Genomic DNA, 16,499 nt, shown 5'->3' with positions numbered 1-16,499 from the left:
ATGGTTGAACATGATTCGCAGACTCTCGACACGATCTTTCACGCGCTCGGCGACGCGACGCGGCGCGCGATGCTGGGCGAACTCGCCGCGGGCGAGCGCTCGGTCGGCGAACTCGCCGAACCCTTCGCCATGTCGCTCGCCGCCGCGTCGAAGCATATCAAGGTGCTCGAAGCCGCAGGGCTGATCCGCCGCGAGGTGCGCGGGCGGACGCATATGTGCAGCCTCGATCCGGCGCCGCTGATGGGTGCCGACCAGTGGCTCGGCATCTATCGCCGCTTCTGGACCAGCCAGCTCGATACTTTGGAAGCGCTGCTGCGCGCCGAAGATGCCGCCCCGCCCCCGCCGAAGAACCCCCTCCCCGGGAAAGAAGGAGACTGACGATGACCGACATGCTTGCCGACGCCCCCTATGGCGTGCTCACCGAACCCGCGACGCTGACGGTCGTGCGCGTCCTGCCCGGTCCGATCGAGCGCGTCTGGTCCTATATCATCGATGGCGCGCTGCGCCGCCAATGGCTTGCGGCGGGCGCTATGGAGGAAAAGGTCGGCGCGCCGGTGACGCTGACCTGGCGCAACGACGAGCTGACCGATCCGCCGGGCGAGCGGCCCGAGGGCATGGGCGCCGAGCACAGCATGACGTGCGAGGTGATCGAGATCGACCCGCCGCGCAAGCTGGTCATCAGCTGGGGCAGCACCGGCGGGGTGACCTTCACCCTCTCCGAAAAGGGCGACGAGGTGCTGCTGACGTTGGTCCACAAGCGCGTCGAGGACCCGGCGGTGCTGCTCAACGTCAGCGCCGGCTGGCACGCGCATGTCGACGTGCTGGAGGCAAAGCTGCGCGGCACGGCGGCGAAACCGCATTGGGACAATTGGGCCCAGTTGCGCACCGCTTATGCCGAGCGCTTCGCGCGCTGATCCCCACGTTCGCGAGATCGGAACGGGGCCGCCGCGTGCGGCCCCTTTTCTTCTGGCTATCCGTGCCGCCGATCCATATCGACGATGGAGCAACGGATAAGGGTCGATGATGAAGCGCAAATGGAAGATCATTTCGGCCGTCGTCGGCGCCCTGGTCGTGGTCGGCGGCGGCGGTTTTGCCTATATGCTCACCCGCGCACCGTCGCCCGCCAAGGTCGCCGACGCCGGCGCGACCGGGCAGCGGATCAATGCGAACGGCATCTTCGCCAATTATTATCCCGCCGCCGGGGCGGCTCCACACCCCGCGATCCTGTTGCTCGGCGGGTCCGAGGGCGGGCTGGGCAAGGACATGCAGGCGGCGGCGTTGCTGCTTCAGGCCCAAGGCTTCAGCACGCTCCAGCTTGCCTATCACAACGCGCCGGGCAAGCCCGCGAAGCTCAAGAATATCCCGCTCGAGGATTTCACGCGCGGTCTCGACTGGCTCAAGAAACAGCCCGGGGTCGATGCGTCGCGGCTGGGCATTATCGGCTATTCGAAGGGTGCCGAGGCGGGACTGCTCGTCGCGGCGCGCACCCCGGGCATTCGCGCCGCGGTGCTCGGCATGCCGTCGAGCGTCGTGTGGGACGGGATGTCGGGCGAGAATTACCTGCTCGGCTCGTTCAGTTCATCGTGGAGCGCCAACGGCAAACCCCTCCCCCACCTTGCCTATAAGGGCCAGCCCGATGCGCGCGGACTGATGCCGGTGTTCGAGAACGGCCTCAAGGACCTCGACAAGAATCTCGCCGCGATCATCCCGGTCGAGAATTTCAAGGGCAAGCTGATGCTGGTCTGCGGCGAGGCCGAGAAATTATGGCCGAGCTGCCCGATGACCGACCAGATCGTCGCGCGCGCGGCGAAGGCGGGCGGACCGCCGACCGTCGTGCTGCGTTACAAGGATGCCGGGCACGGCGTGATGGGGGCGCCCTTCACGGACGACGCCGCGCGCGCGAACTGGAGCCAGATGGGCGGGTCCAAGGAGGGCAATGCCGCGGCGCGCGCGGACAGCTGGCCGAAGATCGTCACGTTCCTGAAAACCGAACTCGAGATGCCCGCGCCGGCGCAATAAGCGCGTCAGGCAGCCCATTCGGCCGGGTCTGGCTCCTCGCCGATCAGCGCGAGACCGTGGGCGATCGAGGTGAGTTCGCCGCCGGTCGCGATGCGCTCGGCGCCGAAGCGGCGTTCGAAGATCGCGCGGATCGCGGGGATCAGCGACGAGCCCCCGGTGAGAAAGATGCGATCGACGGCGGCGGGTTCGACGCCCGCCTTGGCAAGCGCGCTATCCATCGCGGCTTCGATGCTGCGGAGGTCGCCCGCGATCCAGCTTTCGAAATCGGCGCGGCGGATCGCGGCGGTGATATCGACCCCGCCGCCCGCGAAATGAAACTCGGCCTCCTCCGCGCTCGACAGCGCGCGCTTGACCCGGCCCACCGCGTCGTAGAGCGGAAAGCCCTGCTCATGCTCGATCAGCGCGATCATCCGTTCGATCCGGTCGGGTTCGAGCGCGTCGCGCTGCAGGCGGCGCAGTTCGTCGATCGTGCGGCGGTTGCGCATCAGCGCGAGGCGCGACCAGTCGGCAAAGTCGGAGAAATAACCGCCGGGGATGTCGAGGATCTTGTCGAACGAACGATAGTGGCTGCCCTTGCCGAGCAAAGGCAGCACCAGCCGGTCGACGATATGGCGATCGAACCGGTCGCCGGCGATCGCGACCCCCGACGAGGCGAGCGGCACACAGCGCCGCGGCGCGCCCGGCTCCGCGATGCGGACGATCGAAAAGTCGGTGGTGCCGCCGCCGAAGTCGGCGACGAGGATCGTCGCGGGTTCGGTCAGCCGCGACGCATAGCTGTGCGCGGCGCCAAGCGGTTCGTGGACGTAGAAAAGCTCGACGCCGAACTCGGCGAGCATCGCGTCGTAGCGCTGGCGCGCGAGCGCCGGGTCGGCTCGGGCACCGGCATATTCGACCGGGCGGCCGACGATGACGCGGCGTGGGCGCTGGTCGAGCGCGCCCCCGGCATGGGCGACGAGCCGCTGGAGGAACAGCCGCCCCATATCCTCGAAACGAAAGGGCTTGCCCCAGATCAACGCGCGCTCGAACAGCGGGCTCGCCGCGACGCTCTTGAACGACTGGACGAAACGGCTGTCGAGCGGCGACTGGAGATATTCGGCGATCGCCCAGGGCCCCGCCTCGGACGCGACCCCCTGCCAGGCGCGCTCTTCCTCCCAGAAACAGAGCGCCGAGCGGAACACGGGGCCGGTCGCTTCCTCGCCCGCAAAATCGACGAGCCGCGAACCACCCTGCCCGTCCGCGAGCGCGACGACGGTGTTGGTCGTCCCGAAATCGAGGCCGAGCGCGGTCGCGGCCATATTGCTGTCCATGATCTATCCTGTGCGGGGTCGGAGATGTCGCGAGGGGCGGCGCCTATTGCACAGGCGGCCGGGTGGGGCAAGCTGCCGGCGTTCGCCGCTTCGGCGATCGAAAGGCCAAGCGACCCTGAGCTGTCGGGAACCTACAATTCTGCCAAGCGGAACAATGACAAGCGGGCGCCATCTTTTGAGGGAGTTTGTGCAATGATGCTTGGGGTTCTGCGTTCGACGATGCGGATGGCCGCGATACTGGTCCTGGCGGGATCGCCCGTGCTGGCCTCCGCGGCCGACAAGGCGGCGGGGTGGCGCAATTGGGCCGACCGCGGCGAACGCATCGTCGCGGCGATCGGCGCGGTAAACCCCGGGCAGCTCGATGGCGCTTGCGACGGGGTGACGGGGACGGTGATCGGCCAGGGATTCCAATTCCCCTATTGGGGCCAGCAGTTGATCGGTGTGTGCCGCGTTTATCGCAGCCTGTTCAGCCACCTGAAGGACAACAGCACGACCCGCAGCGCCAAGAAGAGCGAGTGCAAGGAGCTGAAACAGGTGCGCGGCAATCTGGCCAAGGCCACCGATGTCGCCGAGGAGCCCCGCGCCCTGCCCGTCGCGCAGAAACTCGTGGTGCTGATCGAGGCGATGCAGGATGTATATTGCACCTGACGATCGGCGCCGCGAACCGACGCGACCAACAAAAAAGGGGCCGCTCTCGCGGCCCCTTTCCTTGTTCCTGCTCCGAAGCGCTTAGTCCTTCAGGAAGTCGGGCACATGCCCCTGATCTTCCGGACCTTCGCTGCGTTCGCGGCGCGGGCCCCGATCGCTGCGACCTTCGCCGCCGCCGTCGCGACGCGGACCACGGTCGCGACCGCCGCCGCCATCACGACGCGGGCCGCGATCACCGCGGTCGCCGCCGTCACGGCGCGGACCACGGTCGCCGCGGGGCTCGCGGGGTTCGCGCGCCGGGCGGGTATCTTCGAGCTCGGCGCCGGTTTCCTGATCGACAACGCGCATCGACAGGCGAACCTTGCCGCGCTGGTCGATCTCGAGGACCTTGACCTTGACTTCCTGGCCTTCGCTGAGGACGTCCGAGACCTTCTCGACGCGCTCGTTGGCGATTTCGCTGACGTGGACGAGACCGTCCTTGCCGCCCATGAAATTCACGAACGCCCCGAAATCGACGAGATTGACGACCTTGCCGTCATAGATCTTGCCGACTTCGGCTTCCTCAACGATGCCGCTGATCCACTTGCGGGCCGCCTCGATCTGGTCGAGGTCGCTCGACGAAATCTTGATCAGGCCTTCGTCGTCGATGTCGACCTTGGCGCCGGTGGTCGCGACGATCTCGCGGATCACCTTGCCGCCGGTGCCGATGATGTCGCGGATCTTCGACTTGTCGATCTGCATCGTTTCGATGCGCGGGGCGTGCGCCGACAATTCGCTGCGGGTTTCGCCGAGCGCCTTGGCCATTTCACCGAGGATGTGTGCGCGGCCTTCCTTGGCCTGGTTCAGTGCGGCCTCGAAGATGTCGCGGGTGATGCCCGCAATCTTAATGTCCATCTGCATCGTGGTGATGCCTTCGGACGTGCCCGCGACCTTGAAATCCATGTCGCCGAGATGATCTTCGTCGCCGAGGATGTCCGACAGGATCGCATAATCCTTGCCTTCGAGGATCAGGCCCATCGCGATGCCCGAGACGGGGCGCTTGATCGGCACGCCGGCGTCCATCATCGCGAGTGAACCACCACACACCGACGCCATCGACGACGAGCCGTTCGACTCGGTGATGTCGCTGGTGATGCGGATCGTGTAGGGGAACTCGTCCTTCGTCGGCAGCACCGCGTGCAGCGCACGCCATGCCAGCTTGCCATGGCCGATGTCGCGGCGGCTGGGCGCCCCGAAACGGCCGACTTCGCCGACCGAATAGGGCGGGAAGTTATAGTGCAGCATGAAGTTCGAATAGGACAGGCCGTTGAGCCCGTCGATCATCTGCTCGCTTTCCTTGGTGCCCAAGGTGCAGGTCGCGATCGTCTGCGTTTCACCACGGGTGAACAGCGCCGAGCCATGCGCGCGGGGCAGGAAGTGCGTTTCGGCGACGATCGGACGAATCTGCGTCGTGGTGCGGCCGTCGATGCGCTTGCCGTCCTTGAGGATGGCGCCGCGAACGATTTCGGCCTCGAGCTTCTTCATCAGCTTGCCGGCGGCCATCTGGTCCTGCGGGGTCGCGTCGGCGAAGGCGGCCTTGGCGGCGGCGCGCGCTTCGTTGAGCGCGTTCGAGCGGGCCGATTTGTCGGTCAGCTTGTAAGCGGCGGCAATATCCTTGCCGATCAGCTTCTTCAGCTTGTCCTTGGCGGCCGACAGGTCGGCCTGTTCGGCCATGTCCCAGGGATCCTTGGCAGCCTGTTCGGCGAGCTTGACGATCGCCTTGACGACCTCCTTGCACGCGTCGTGCGCGAACAGGACGGCACCGAGCATGACCTCTTCCGACAGCTCATTGGCTTCGGACTCGACCATCATCACCGCATCGTAGGTGGCGGCGACGACGAGGTCGAGGTCGCCGGCGGCGACCTGTTCGTCGGTCGGGTTCAGAATATATTCGCCATCGACATAACCGACGCGCGCGGCGCCGATCGGGCCCATGAAGGGCACGCCCGAAATGGTCAGCGCGGCCGACGCGGCGACCATCGCGAGGATGTCGGGCTCGTTGTGGCCGTCATAGCTCAGGACCTGGGCAATGACGTTGATCTCGTTATAGAAACCTTCGGGGAACAGCGGACGGATCGGACGATCGGTCAAACGCGAAACCAGGGTTTCCTTTTCGGTCGCACCGCGTTCGCGCTTGAAGAAGCCGCCGGGGATGCGGCCCGCGCCCGAATATTTTTCCTGATAATGGACGGTGAGCGGGAAAAAATCCTGCCCTTCCTTGACCGTCTTGGCAGCGGTGACCGCGCACAGGACGACGGTTTCGCCGAGCGTCGCGACAACCGCGCCGTCGGCCTGACGGGCAACCTTGCCCGTTTCGAGGGTCAGCGTTTCACCGCCCCACTCGATCGATACTTTTTTCACGTCAAACATGTGATTTCCTTTGCCCGCCGGGCCCTATGCCGGGCGGGGCCTCTGTTCCGGGCAATCCGGCCCGGGGCGGTGCGGGGCGCTTTTATGCCCCAATGGCGGTCCCGCCGGATGCGGGAGCGGCCCAGTGGCGTCGCGCATTTTTGCGGACAGCCAATATGACAGCGGCCCCGGAAATCCGGGGCCGCCAGAAACTCTTATTTACGCAAGCCGAGCTTGGCGATGATCGCCTGATAGCGGGCCTCGTCCTTCTTCTTCAGATAGTCGAGGAGGCTGCGGCGCTTGTTGACCATCATCAGCAGCCCGCGGCGGCTGTGATTGTCCTTGTGGTTCGCCTTGAAGTGACCGGTCAGGTTGTTGATGCGGTCGGTCAGGATCGCGACCTGGACTTCCGGCGACCCGGTATCGCCCTTGGTGCGGGCATTGTCATTGATGACTTCGGTTTTACGCTCGGCGGTAATCGACATATATCTGTTCCTCGAACATCATGGCTTAAAGATTGAAGCCGCGCACGACCTTCAGCGTTCCCGCCAAAGCCTCGATCAGGGCGATCGGACGATTGTCGTCGTCGCGTCCCCAATAGAGCCCGTCGTCCGTAGCTACCCCGGTCCAGACACGACCCTGACGGATCGCCCCTGCCGCTTCCGGGGAGAGGTTCAGAGCCGGGATGTCGACCAGCCCTGCCTCGAGCGGCAGAATGACTTCTGATTGCGCGGCGCCTTGGCCGAACGCGTTCAATTTGTCCAGCGAAATCGCCTGTTCCAGATCGAACGGTCCGGCCTTGGTGCGGCGGAGCATCGTAACGTGGCCGACGGTGCCGGCCGCATGCGCGATATCGCGCGCCAGGCTGCGGATATAGGTGCCCTTGGAGACATGCGCGGTGAGGGTGATTTCTTTAAGCCGCGCCCCCCCGTCATCGTCACCCCGGACTTGACCCGGGGTCCATGCTTCCGTCGCCGCAATGGATGCCGGATCAAGTCCGGCATGACGAAGGGAATAGATCGTAACACCCCGCGCCTTCATCTCGACCGCTTCGCCCTTGCGCGCCAGGTCATACGCCCGCTGGCCGTCGATCTTGATCGCGCTGTACGCTGGCGGCACCTGTTCGATCGGGCCGGTGAAGCGCGGCAGCACCGCTTCCACTTCGGCCAAAGTCGGCCGCACGTCGCTCGTCGCGACGACTTCGCCCTCGGCATCGAGCCCGTCGGTCTGGACGCCGAAGCGGATCGTGAAGTCGTAGATCTTGCTCGCGTCGAGCATCCGCCCGCACAGCTTGGTCGCCTCGCCGAGCGCGATCGGCAGCACGCCGGTCGCGAGCGGGTCGAGCGTCCCGCCATGGCCGACCTTGACTTTGCCCAGTCCCGCCTCGCGGCACACGCGCTTGACCGCGCCGACCGCCTGCGTCGAACCGAGCCCCAGGGGTTTGTCGAGGATGATCCAGCCGTTCATCGCCGCGCTCTATGGCGCGGCGCCGCCAGCGTCAATTTGACTCGGCGGCTTTCGCGGCGGCCTTCGCTTCCTTGGCCAGCTTCAACCGCTGCTTGCGCGGCAGCGGCTTTTCGGCGGTGACGAAGGAGGTGAAAGCGCAGCGCTGGCCGCCCACGATGATCGCGCCGAACTTGTCGAGCCGTGCGGTGCCGCGCGTATCGATCGCGATCGCCTGGACGAAATCCAAATCGGGGCAATAGCCGGTGAGCTTGGCATAATACCAGTCGCGGCGCTGGTCCTCGATCCAGATGCCGTCGTCGCCGTCAGCCTCGAAATTGCGGACGGTGCCATAAGCAGGAAAGGCGATACTGGCCTCGACGCCGATTTCGCGCGGCGCCTCCGGCTCGGCGGCCGCCGCTGCCGAAAGGGGGAGCAGCAAGGCGGCCAGGGAGAGTGCGAGTTTCTGTTTCATGATGGCATCCCCCTAACAGGCCGAGTCTGAACCGGTGCTGACCCTAGCGCACCACCCACTCATCCGCGAGCAGCGACCAGAGCGCGGTGTCGCGCACATATCCGGTCCAGGTGATGCGTTCCGAGCGCAGCGTGCCCTCCTTGGTGCAGCCCAGTTTCGCGACGGCGGCCTGGCTGCGCGTGTTGCGCTCGTCGATGCGGAACTCGATGCGGCGGATGCCGACCGCGAAGGCATGGTCGAGCATCAACTGCTTCACCCGCCCGTTGAAGCCGGTTCCCCGCGCATCCGGATGGATATAGGAGTTGCCGACCTCGACCGTCTGCGCGGACATATCGGGGCGCAGCCAGGCGGTCATGCCGACGAGCCTGTCGCCGTCGAAGATCGCATAGGGCATGCGGCCGCCCTTGCCGATCAGCGCATCGAAGCTCGCATCGAAATGACCGGGGCCGAAGCTCGACGAATAGATCGGCCAGATATCGGTATCGGCGGCGCACGCAATGCGCAGCGCGTCGCGATGCGCCTCGGCCAGCTTGACGAGTTTGAGATCGCCATCGGCGAGTTCGACATAGAGGCGGTCAAGCATCGGTCAACGCCGCCGCGGCCTCGCGCCGTTTCGCCATGAAATGGCGCCGGCACATCGCGACATAGCGGTCGTTGCCGCCGATCTCGGTCTGCGCGCCCGCGACCACCGCGCGGCCGGTTTCGTCGACGCGCAGGTTCATCGTCGCCTTGCGCCCGCATTCGCACACCGCCTTCAGCTCGACGAGCGCGTCGGCAATGCCGAGCAGGGCGGCAGACCCGGGGAAGAGCTCGGCCGAAAAATCGGTGCGCAGGCCGTAGCAGAGGATCGGGATATTGGCCTCGTCGGCGAGCGTCGCGAGCTGGAACACCTGCGCCTTGGTCAGGAATTGCGCCTCGTCGACGAGAACGCAGGCGAGCGGGCGCTGGCGGTTCTCGGAGAGCACCGCGGCGCCGATGTCGCTGTCGGGGTCGAATTTATGCGCCTCGGCCATCAAGCCGATGCGGCTCGTCACCTGCCCCGCGCCGTACCGGTCGTCGAGCGCCGCGGTCCACAGCATCGTTTCCATGCCGCGCTCGCGATAGTTGAAATCCGCTTGCAACAGCGTCGTCGATTTGCCGGCGTTCATGCTGGCATAGTAGAAATAGAGCTTGGCCATGGCGCCCAATAGCGCGGGCGCCGGCCTTGTACCAGTTATCAGGATCTAAAGCGCGACACGCCAATGCTCGCTCTGTTCGGGCTTGCCGAATTCGTCGTGGGTCTCGACCTTTTCGATGGTGAAACCAAGATCCGCATAGATGGCGCGCGCCGGTACGAGGACCGTGTGTGTCCAGAGCACCAGTTCGGTATAGCCCGCGCCGCGCGCGAAAGCGATGCAGCGCCCGACGAGATCGCGGCCGAGACCATGGCCGCGCGCCGCGGCGTCGACATAGAGCAGGCGCAGCCGCGCCACGCTGTCCGACTCGGCGACGAGGAAGACGCTGCCGAGCAGTTCGCCATGCCGTTCGGCGACCCAGCATTGTTCGCGGCCGGCCTGAAAATCGCGAACGAAGCGGCTCGTGATCTCACCGACCAGCACCTCCATCGCATCGCCCCATCCATAGGCGTGGCGATAATAGACCGCCTGTTGCGCGGTGATCAGCCCCATGTCGCCCGGTCGCCACAGGCGGACCGTCGGCGGCGGCAGCGGCGTACCCGCCAGCCGTGCCTCGATCCATGCCAGTCGCTCGGCAAGCCCTGCCTGCTCGTCGCGCGACAGATGCGCGAGCGTTGCCGATGTCGACGCAGCGGTGGTGCGATCGAGGTCCGAAAACAGCGCCTCGCCCGCGGCGGTCAGCCGGATCGGATGCTCGCGCGCGTCGGCACCGCGCGTCCGCGCGATCCATCCCTGTTGGGCAAATCGGCGCAGGATGCGGCTGAGATAGCCGGGGTCGACCGACAGCGTCTCGACGATCCGCTTCGAGACGATCGGCTGCCCCGTCGCGATTTCATAGAGGATGCGCGCCTCGATCAGCGATAGCTCGCTGCCCATATAGCCGGGGCCGAGCACCCCGGCGAAGCGCGTGTAGAAGCGGTTGAAACGGCGCAGCGCGGCAGTGGCGGCGTCGGGCGCCGGCGCCTGATCGTCCGGCTGGGGAAGGTTGACCGATGGCATGGCGATCCGATGCGCCATTTATTTGACGATGTCAACTAAATGGCATGGACCGTCCGCTTGACTCGCCCGCCCCCCCTGCCATGCTGCGCACAATAAACGCAGCACATACAGTGGGGAGAGCTGCCGATGCGCCTGATGCCGATCAGCGATGCGATGTTTCTGGTGGGGGAAAGCCGGGAGATGCCGATGCATATCGGCGGCATCAACCTGTACACCCTGCCCGACGATGTCGACGAGACCGACTGGCTCAACGAACAGCTTGCGCTGCTCCGCCAGTCCGAAGGCCTGCGGCGGCCGTTCAGCGAAGTCTTGAAGCTGACCGCGCTCGGCCAATATGGGCCGATCCGGCTCGAACCCGACCGCGACATCGACATGCATTACCATGTCCGCGCCTCGGCACTGCCCAAGCCCGGCCGCTATCGCGAGATGTTCGAGCTCGCCTCGCGGCTCCATTCGGGGCTGCTCGACCGAACGCGGCCGCTGTGGGAGATCACGCTGATCTCGGGCCTGCCCAACCGGCAGATCGCGACCTTCAAGAAAATCCATCACGCGCTGATGGACGGCGCGGCGAGCATCCATTTCTACAATTCGATGCTGTCGCCCGACCCCAAGGAACGGCGCACCGCCTCGCCGCTCTCGGTCGAGGCCTATGAAGCCTATAAGCGCAAATTCCCGCAGCCAAAAAAGGCGCAGCGCCCCAGCCTGACCGACATCGCGGCGATCGGCGATTTCCTGAAGGAGCAATGGGGCAACAGCGTCGGGGTGACCAAGGCGCTCAACCAATATGTCGCGGCGATGGTGGGGCTCGGCGGCGAAGGACTCGTCACGCCCTTCGCCGGGGTGCCCCGCACCAGCTTCAACCGCAACATCACCGGTGCGCGCCGCTTCGTCGCGCAGAGCTGGTCGCTCGAACGCGTACGGCGGGTCGGCAAGGCCTATGACGGCACGATCAACGACGCGGTGCTCGGCATGTGCGCGGGCGCGATGCGCAAATATCTCCAGTCGCTGAACGAGCTGCCCGACAAGCCGCTGAAAGCCATGGCGCCGGTGTCGATCCGGCCCAAGGACGATATCGATTCGGGCAATTCGGTGGCGTCGGTAACCGCCAACCTCGCGACGCATATCGACGACCCGGCGACGCGCATGGCGGCGATCCAGGAATCGATGAACTCGGCGAAGGCGCAGCTGCGCGCGATGACCGCGTCGCAGATCCAGCTCTATACCGCGATCACCAGCTTTCCGATGATGCTCACCGCGCTGACCCGCACCGCCGACAAATTCCCGGCCTATTCGGTGACGATCTCCAACGTCCCCGGCCCGCGCGAGCAGATGTACTGGAACGGCGCGCGCCTCGACGGCATGTACCCCGCGAGCATCCCCGTCGACGGCATGGCGATGAACATCACCCAGGTGTCGAATTTCGAGAATATCGACTTCGGCATCACGGCGTGCCGCCGCAGCGTGCCGCACGCGCAGCGCATGATCGACTATCTGGAGGAAGCGCTGGTCGAGCTGGAGGCGGCGGCGGGCATCAAGACGGGGAAGGGCAAGTAGGCGCCCTTAGCATCAGAAATCCGCATAGGGGCCATCGGCCGGGAAATCCCATTTGCCGTCATCCGGCAGCAGGCGGATCGAATCCGCGACGACCGCGCCGGTGTCGACATCCGAGATCATCAGGAACGGTGTCCATTGCTGGTCGGCGGGGATCGGTCCCGACATGTCGCCATAAAAGACGCACATGTCGGGGCGCGTCACATAGGCCCATGCGAGCCGCCGCCCGTCGCGCGACCATTTGATGCCGCTTCCCGATGCCTCCATCTTGTCGATGGGAAGGCACGGAGAAATGCGGTGCGCTTGGGCCAGACCTGCATCGAGATGGCGGCGATGCTCGACTACCCCGGAAGGCGTAATCTCGAACACGCGGGGCTGCTCTAGGCCGGACCCCAGCCAATGATTGATCAGAAACCAGTCGCGCCGCGGCGACCATCGCAGCACGAACGGCATGCTGTCATTGAGTGTGGGGATCGAACCAATGATGCGCCCGCTCGCGTCCTCGATCCGAACGTCGTAGATTTCTCGCTCGCCGCCCGTGGCCGGCGTCTGAACGATCTTCCAGCGCCCATCGGGCGAGGTTGCCGACCGCGGGCACATGACCATGAACTGCACGCTGCCGTCGGGGTTGGCGCCGCTGTTGTTGCAATCGGCATCGAGCGCACCCCGCGCAACATGCCATTCTTGCTCGCCGCCGGACAACGACACGCCGAGAGCCACAGCGATCGCGATCAGAGTCGCGCTCACCACGGCGATCCAGCGCGCCCTCATTCGGCGCCCCTGTCCTCCAAATCCCGTGCCACCTTCGGATCGCGCAGCAATTTTTCGATATGACTCGCCTCGTCGAAGCTTTCGTCGCTCAGGAATTTCAGCTTCGCGGCATATTTCATGCGCATCTTTTCGGCGACGCTCTTTTGCAGCCAGGCGGTGTTGGTGCGCAGCGCCTTGAGCACCGCCTCCTCTTCCTTGCCGAGCAAAGATTTGATGAACACCGTCGCGTGGCGCAGGTCGGGCGACATGCGGACTTCGGTGACGCTCACCGGATGCCGGGTGAGCACATCGTCATGGACGTCGCCGCGCGCGAGGATTTCGCTGAGCAGGTGGCGCACCTGTTCGCCGACGCGCAGCGCGCGGACCGAGGGGCCTTTGTCCTTTTCGGTCTTCATCGCCTAACCCTTTGCCTCTTCGTCCAGTTTCGCGACGATCCGTGCGATCGAGCGCATGTTACGCGCGGTGCCTTTGCATCCCAAGTGCCTTTCGATGAAAACCCCGGTCAGCTTGCTGTCGGCGACGCCGTCGCCATAATCGAGGAACAGCATGCGCTTGCCGAGCGCCAGTTTCTCGCCCCCGCGGCCAAGATGATCGCCGACCAGCTGCTCGAACTGCGCCGTGGTCGGCTGGTCGGTCAGGAACATCGTATGGACGAACTTGTCCTCGTTCGTGCCCGCGAACGGATTGTCCGAAATCGCCGACGCCAGCTCGTCCCGGTCGCGCACGAGCACCGCGCTCGTCATGTCGAAGCGGTCGTCGACCATCAGGCCAAGCTTTTCCTCAAGCCCGCGCGTCGGCCGCGCATCATGGTCGAACAGCACATTGCCGCTTGCCACGACGGTCTCGACATTGCTGAAGCCCTCGGCCTCGAACGCCGAGCGCAGGTCGACCATCTTCAGCCGGTTGCCGCCGACGTTGATGCTGCCGAACAAGGCGACGTAACGAGCGATATCGAGAGCCTCACACAAGGAAATAGGGATGCACGGCCTGCCAAAGACCGTGCCCCGCCACCACAAACACCGCGCTCAGCCCCGCGCCGAGAGGAAGGCACCCGAACAAGCAGCCGTCGCCGAGGAATCCGAGAGCCTCGCGCTCCCACCCTGCCTCGTCGCCGTCCTGCTGGTCCCTGCCTTCCCCGGCCATGCCACCTCGCCGTTACAGCGTCCGTTCGCGCATCTCGACTTCGAACACTTCGAGGTTGTCGCCGGCCTTGATGTCGTTGGTATCCGACAGCACGACACCGCATTCCAGACCGGCGCGCACTTCGGCGACGTCGTCCTTGAAGCGGCGCAGCGACGCGATGGTCGTTGCCGAGACGATGACGTCGGCGCGCGTGAGGCGTGCGTGCAGCCCCTTGCGGATGACGCCTTCGAGCACGAGCAGACCCGCAGCCTTGTCGCGCTTGCCGGCCGGAAAGACGTCCTTGACCTCGGCACGCCCAACGACGGTTTCGATCCGCTCCGGACCCAGCTCGCCCGCCATTTCCTTCCGGATCTCGTCGGTCAGGTGATAGATGACGTCGTGATAGAGGAAGCGCACTTTTTCGCGCTTGGCGATCTCGCGCGCCTTGGCGTTCGGACGGACGTTGAAGCCGATGATCGGCGCCTTGGTCGCCGCCGCCAGCGTCACATCGCTTTCGGTGATGGCGCCAGCACCCGAATGGAGCACGCGAACGCGGATCTCGTCGGTCGACAGCTTGTTGAGCGCATTGACGATCGCCTCGACGCTGCCCTGCACATCGCCTTTGATGACCACCGGATACTGGATGACATTGGTCTTGTCGGCCAGCGCCTCGAACATGCCCTCGAGGCTGACCGGTGCCTGAACGGTACGCTTGCGGGTCGCCTGTTCCTGGCGATAGGCCGCGACTTCGCGCGCGCGCGCCTCGTTCTCGACGACGGTGAGGATGTCGCCCGCCATCGGCACACCGCCGAGGCCGAGCACCTCGACCGGCATCGACGGACCGGCGGTCTTGATCTGCTGCCCCTTGTCGTCGATCAGCGCGCGAACGCGGCCGCTTTCGGCGCCGCAGACGAAGATGTCGCCGACCTTGAGCGTGCCGCGGCGAACGAGAATCGTCGCCACCGGACCGCGGCCCTTGTCGAGCTTGGCCTCGATCACCGTGCCTTCGGCGGCGCGGTCGGGATTGGCCTTGAGCTCCATGATCTCGGCCTGCACCGCGATCGCTTCGAGCAATTTGTCGAGGCCGGTCTTCTTGAGCGCCGACACTTCGACATTCTGCACGTCGCCGCCCATTTCCTCGACCACCAGCTCATGTTCGAGCAGGCGTTCGCGGACGCGTTGCGGGTTGGCGCCTTCCTTGTCGACCTTGTTGATCGCGACGATGATCGGCACGCCGGCCGCCTTCGCATGCTTGATCGCCTCGATCGACTGCGGCTTGAGCCCGTCGTCGGCGGCGACCACCAGGATGACGATGTCGGTGACGTTGGCGCCGCGCTGGCGCATTTCGGTGAACGCCTCGTGACCCGGAGTGTCGAGGAAGGTCACCAGGCTGCCGTCGGGAGTCTTCACCTGATAGGCGCCGATATGCTGGGTGATGCCGCCGGCTTCGCCGGCCTGCACATTGGCCCCGCGCAGCGCGTCGAGCAGCGAGGTCTTGCCGTGATCGACATGGCCCATGATCGTGACGACCGGTGCGCGCGGCTTCAGATGATCGGCATCGTCGACATCCTCATCGTGGCGGATGTCGATATCGCCTTCGCTGACGCGCGTGATCTCGTGCCCGAATTCGGTGACGAGCAGTTCGGCGGTGTCTTGGTCGATCGTGTCGGTACTGGCCGACGGGACGCCCATCTTGAACAGCGCCTTGATCAGGTCGCTGGTCTTTTCGGCCATGCGGTTGGCCAGTTCGGCGACCGTGATGCTTTCGGGCACGACGACTTCACGGACCTGCTTCTCGCGCGGGCCCGACGAGGTGGTGTGCGAGCGCTTTTCCTTTTCGCGGGCGCGCTTCAGCGCCGCGAGGCTGCGCGCGCGGGCGCCCTCGTCGTCGTTCAGCGCGCGGGTGACGGTCAGCTTGCCCGACTGGCGGCGGTTGTCGGCGCCGCGGTTCGCCTTGGGTTCGGGGCGCTTGGGTTCGGGACGCTTCGGCGCCTCGACCGGGGTGAAGCGGCGCGGCGCGGGGGCCGCGCTCGGCGCGGCGCGCGGCGCGGGCGCGGTTGCCGGTGCGGGTGCCGGTGCGGGTGCCGCTTCGACTTCCTCGGCCTTGGCGACGGGCGCTTCCACGGCGGGCGCCGCTTCGACCGCGGGCGCGGCGACGGGTTCGGCCACCGGCGCTTCGGCGCGGGCCTTTTGTTCCTCGGCGGCGCGGACGCGCGCGGCCTCTTCGCGGCGGCGCGTTTCTTCCTGCGAATTCATGCGCGCCTCTTCGGCCTCGCGCAGCAGCTGCGCCTGGCGTTCCTGGCGCGACATCAGGCTGTCGTTCTCGCTCGCACGCTTCGGCGCGGGGGGAGCTGGCGCAGGGGCCGGCGCAGGGGCGGGCGCAGGCGCCGGAGCGGCCTGAACCTCTTCGACCACCGGCTCGGGCGCGGCTTCGCCGGGACGACCGAGCACGCGGCGACGCTTCACCTCGACCACCACCGTATTGCGGCGGCCGTGGCTGAATTGCTGCTGCACCTGTCCGGCCTCGACCGTCCGCTTCAGCCCCAGGGGCTTGCGGGTAAGGGTCGGTTTGTCCTGTTCGTCACTCATCGAAAACCATCA

Annotated in this window: 17 protein-coding genes; 5 read left to right on the top strand and 12 right to left on the bottom strand. The window is 65.9% G+C overall.

Going from position 1 to position 16,499, the window contains the following annotated elements:
* The 3 genes from AC07U1_RS08695 to AC07U1_RS08685 all read left to right on the top strand — a co-directional run bounded on the left by AC07U1_RS08695 (nt 1) and on the right by AC07U1_RS08685 (nt 2,019).
* Nucleotides 1–378, top strand: a complete 378-nt coding sequence (locus AC07U1_RS08695) for an ArsR/SmtB family transcription factor (RefSeq protein ID WP_495176803.1) — start codon at nt 1–3, stop codon at nt 376–378.
* A 2-nt stretch (nt 379–380) separates the two neighbouring features.
* Nucleotides 381–914: an SRPBCC family protein gene (locus tag AC07U1_RS08690; protein ID WP_187141157.1), complete on the top strand. Its 534-nt coding sequence runs from the start codon at nt 381–383 to the stop codon at nt 912–914.
* A gap of 106 nt (nt 915–1,020) precedes the next feature.
* Nucleotides 1,021–2,019, top strand: coding sequence for an acyl-CoA thioester hydrolase/BAAT C-terminal domain-containing protein (locus AC07U1_RS08685; RefSeq protein ID WP_495176804.1), 999 nt, complete (start codon nt 1,021–1,023; stop codon nt 2,017–2,019).
* Nucleotides 2,020–2,024: 5 nt separating this feature from the next.
* Here AC07U1_RS08685 and AC07U1_RS08680 read toward each other — a convergent pair whose 3' ends face one another.
* Nucleotides 2,025–3,326: an Hsp70 family protein gene (locus AC07U1_RS08680; RefSeq protein WP_495176805.1), complete on the bottom strand. Its 1,302-nt coding sequence runs from the start codon at nt 3,324–3,326 to the stop codon at nt 2,025–2,027.
* A gap of 192 nt (nt 3,327–3,518) precedes the next feature.
* Between AC07U1_RS08680 and AC07U1_RS08675 the strand changes: the two genes are divergently transcribed.
* Nucleotides 3,519–3,974, top strand: a complete 456-nt coding sequence (locus AC07U1_RS08675; protein WP_495176806.1) for a hypothetical protein — start codon at nt 3,519–3,521, stop codon at nt 3,972–3,974.
* Between the two features lie 81 nt (nt 3,975–4,055).
* Here AC07U1_RS08675 and pnp read toward each other — a convergent pair whose 3' ends face one another.
* The 7 genes from pnp to AC07U1_RS08640 all read right to left on the bottom strand — a co-directional run bounded on the left by pnp (nt 4,056) and on the right by AC07U1_RS08640 (nt 10,454).
* The gene (gene pnp, locus AC07U1_RS08670) at nt 4,056–6,383 is read right to left on the bottom strand and encodes a polyribonucleotide nucleotidyltransferase (RefSeq protein WP_495176807.1); all 2,328 of its coding nucleotides are present in this window, start codon (nt 6,381–6,383) and stop codon (nt 4,056–4,058) included.
* A 194-nt stretch (nt 6,384–6,577) separates the two neighbouring features.
* Nucleotides 6,578–6,847 (bottom strand): 30S ribosomal protein S15, encoded by a 270-nt coding sequence (gene rpsO, locus AC07U1_RS08665; protein ID WP_056345752.1) that lies wholly within the window; start codon nt 6,845–6,847, stop codon nt 6,578–6,580.
* A 25-nt stretch (nt 6,848–6,872) separates the two neighbouring features.
* Entirely contained in the window at nt 6,873–7,829 is a 957-nt protein-coding gene (truB, locus tag AC07U1_RS08660) for a tRNA pseudouridine(55) synthase TruB (RefSeq protein WP_495176808.1), read from the bottom strand.
* A gap of 31 nt (nt 7,830–7,860) precedes the next feature.
* Complete coding sequence (locus tag AC07U1_RS08655; RefSeq protein ID WP_492737197.1) at nt 7,861–8,280, bottom strand: DUF6491 family protein; 420 nt, start codon at nt 8,278–8,280, stop codon at nt 7,861–7,863.
* Between the two features lie 43 nt (nt 8,281–8,323).
* Nucleotides 8,324–8,863: a GNAT family N-acetyltransferase gene (locus tag AC07U1_RS08650; protein ID WP_495176809.1), complete on the bottom strand. Its 540-nt coding sequence runs from the start codon at nt 8,861–8,863 to the stop codon at nt 8,324–8,326.
* Nucleotides 8,856–9,458 (bottom strand): thymidine kinase, encoded by a 603-nt coding sequence (locus tag AC07U1_RS08645; protein WP_495176810.1) that lies wholly within the window; start codon nt 9,456–9,458, stop codon nt 8,856–8,858. Before AC07U1_RS08645 ends, AC07U1_RS08650 begins: the two co-directional genes overlap by 8 nt.
* A 45-nt stretch (nt 9,459–9,503) precedes the next feature.
* Nucleotides 9,504–10,454, bottom strand: a complete 951-nt coding sequence (locus tag AC07U1_RS08640) for a bifunctional helix-turn-helix transcriptional regulator/GNAT family N-acetyltransferase (RefSeq protein ID WP_495176811.1) — start codon at nt 10,452–10,454, stop codon at nt 9,504–9,506.
* 126 nt (nt 10,455–10,580) lie between these two features.
* Between AC07U1_RS08640 and AC07U1_RS08635 the strand changes: the two genes are divergently transcribed.
* Nucleotides 10,581–12,008 carry a WS/DGAT/MGAT family O-acyltransferase gene (locus tag AC07U1_RS08635; protein WP_495176812.1) on the top strand — a complete coding sequence of 476 codons (1,428 nt, stop codon included), beginning with the start codon at nt 10,581–10,583 and terminating at the stop codon, nt 12,006–12,008.
* Nucleotides 12,009–12,020: 12 nt separating this feature from the next.
* On the opposite strand, the gene AC07U1_RS08630 is transcribed toward AC07U1_RS08635, so the two are convergent.
* From AC07U1_RS08630 to infB, 4 genes are all read right to left on the bottom strand, one after another.
* Nucleotides 12,021–12,776, bottom strand: a complete 756-nt coding sequence (locus AC07U1_RS08630; RefSeq protein ID WP_495176813.1) for a hypothetical protein — start codon at nt 12,774–12,776, stop codon at nt 12,021–12,023.
* Entirely contained in the window at nt 12,773–13,171 is a 399-nt protein-coding gene (rbfA, locus tag AC07U1_RS08625) for a 30S ribosome-binding factor RbfA (protein ID WP_187141147.1), read from the bottom strand. Before rbfA ends, AC07U1_RS08630 begins: the two co-directional genes overlap by 4 nt.
* A gap of 3 nt (nt 13,172–13,174) precedes the next feature.
* Nucleotides 13,175–13,744 (bottom strand): DUF1697 domain-containing protein, encoded by a 570-nt coding sequence (locus AC07U1_RS08620; protein ID WP_495176814.1) that lies wholly within the window; start codon nt 13,742–13,744, stop codon nt 13,175–13,177.
* A 187-nt stretch (nt 13,745–13,931) separates the two neighbouring features.
* On the bottom strand, nt 13,932–16,487 hold the full coding sequence (gene infB, locus AC07U1_RS08615) for a translation initiation factor IF-2 (RefSeq protein WP_495176815.1): 2,556 nt from the start codon (nt 16,485–16,487) through the stop codon (nt 13,932–13,934).
* Nucleotides 16,488–16,499 lie beyond the last annotated feature (12 nt).

The organism is Sphingopyxis sp. GW821-FHT02C12 (assembly GCF_059421785.1).
This window is presented reverse-complemented; position numbering and strand designations above follow the sequence as displayed.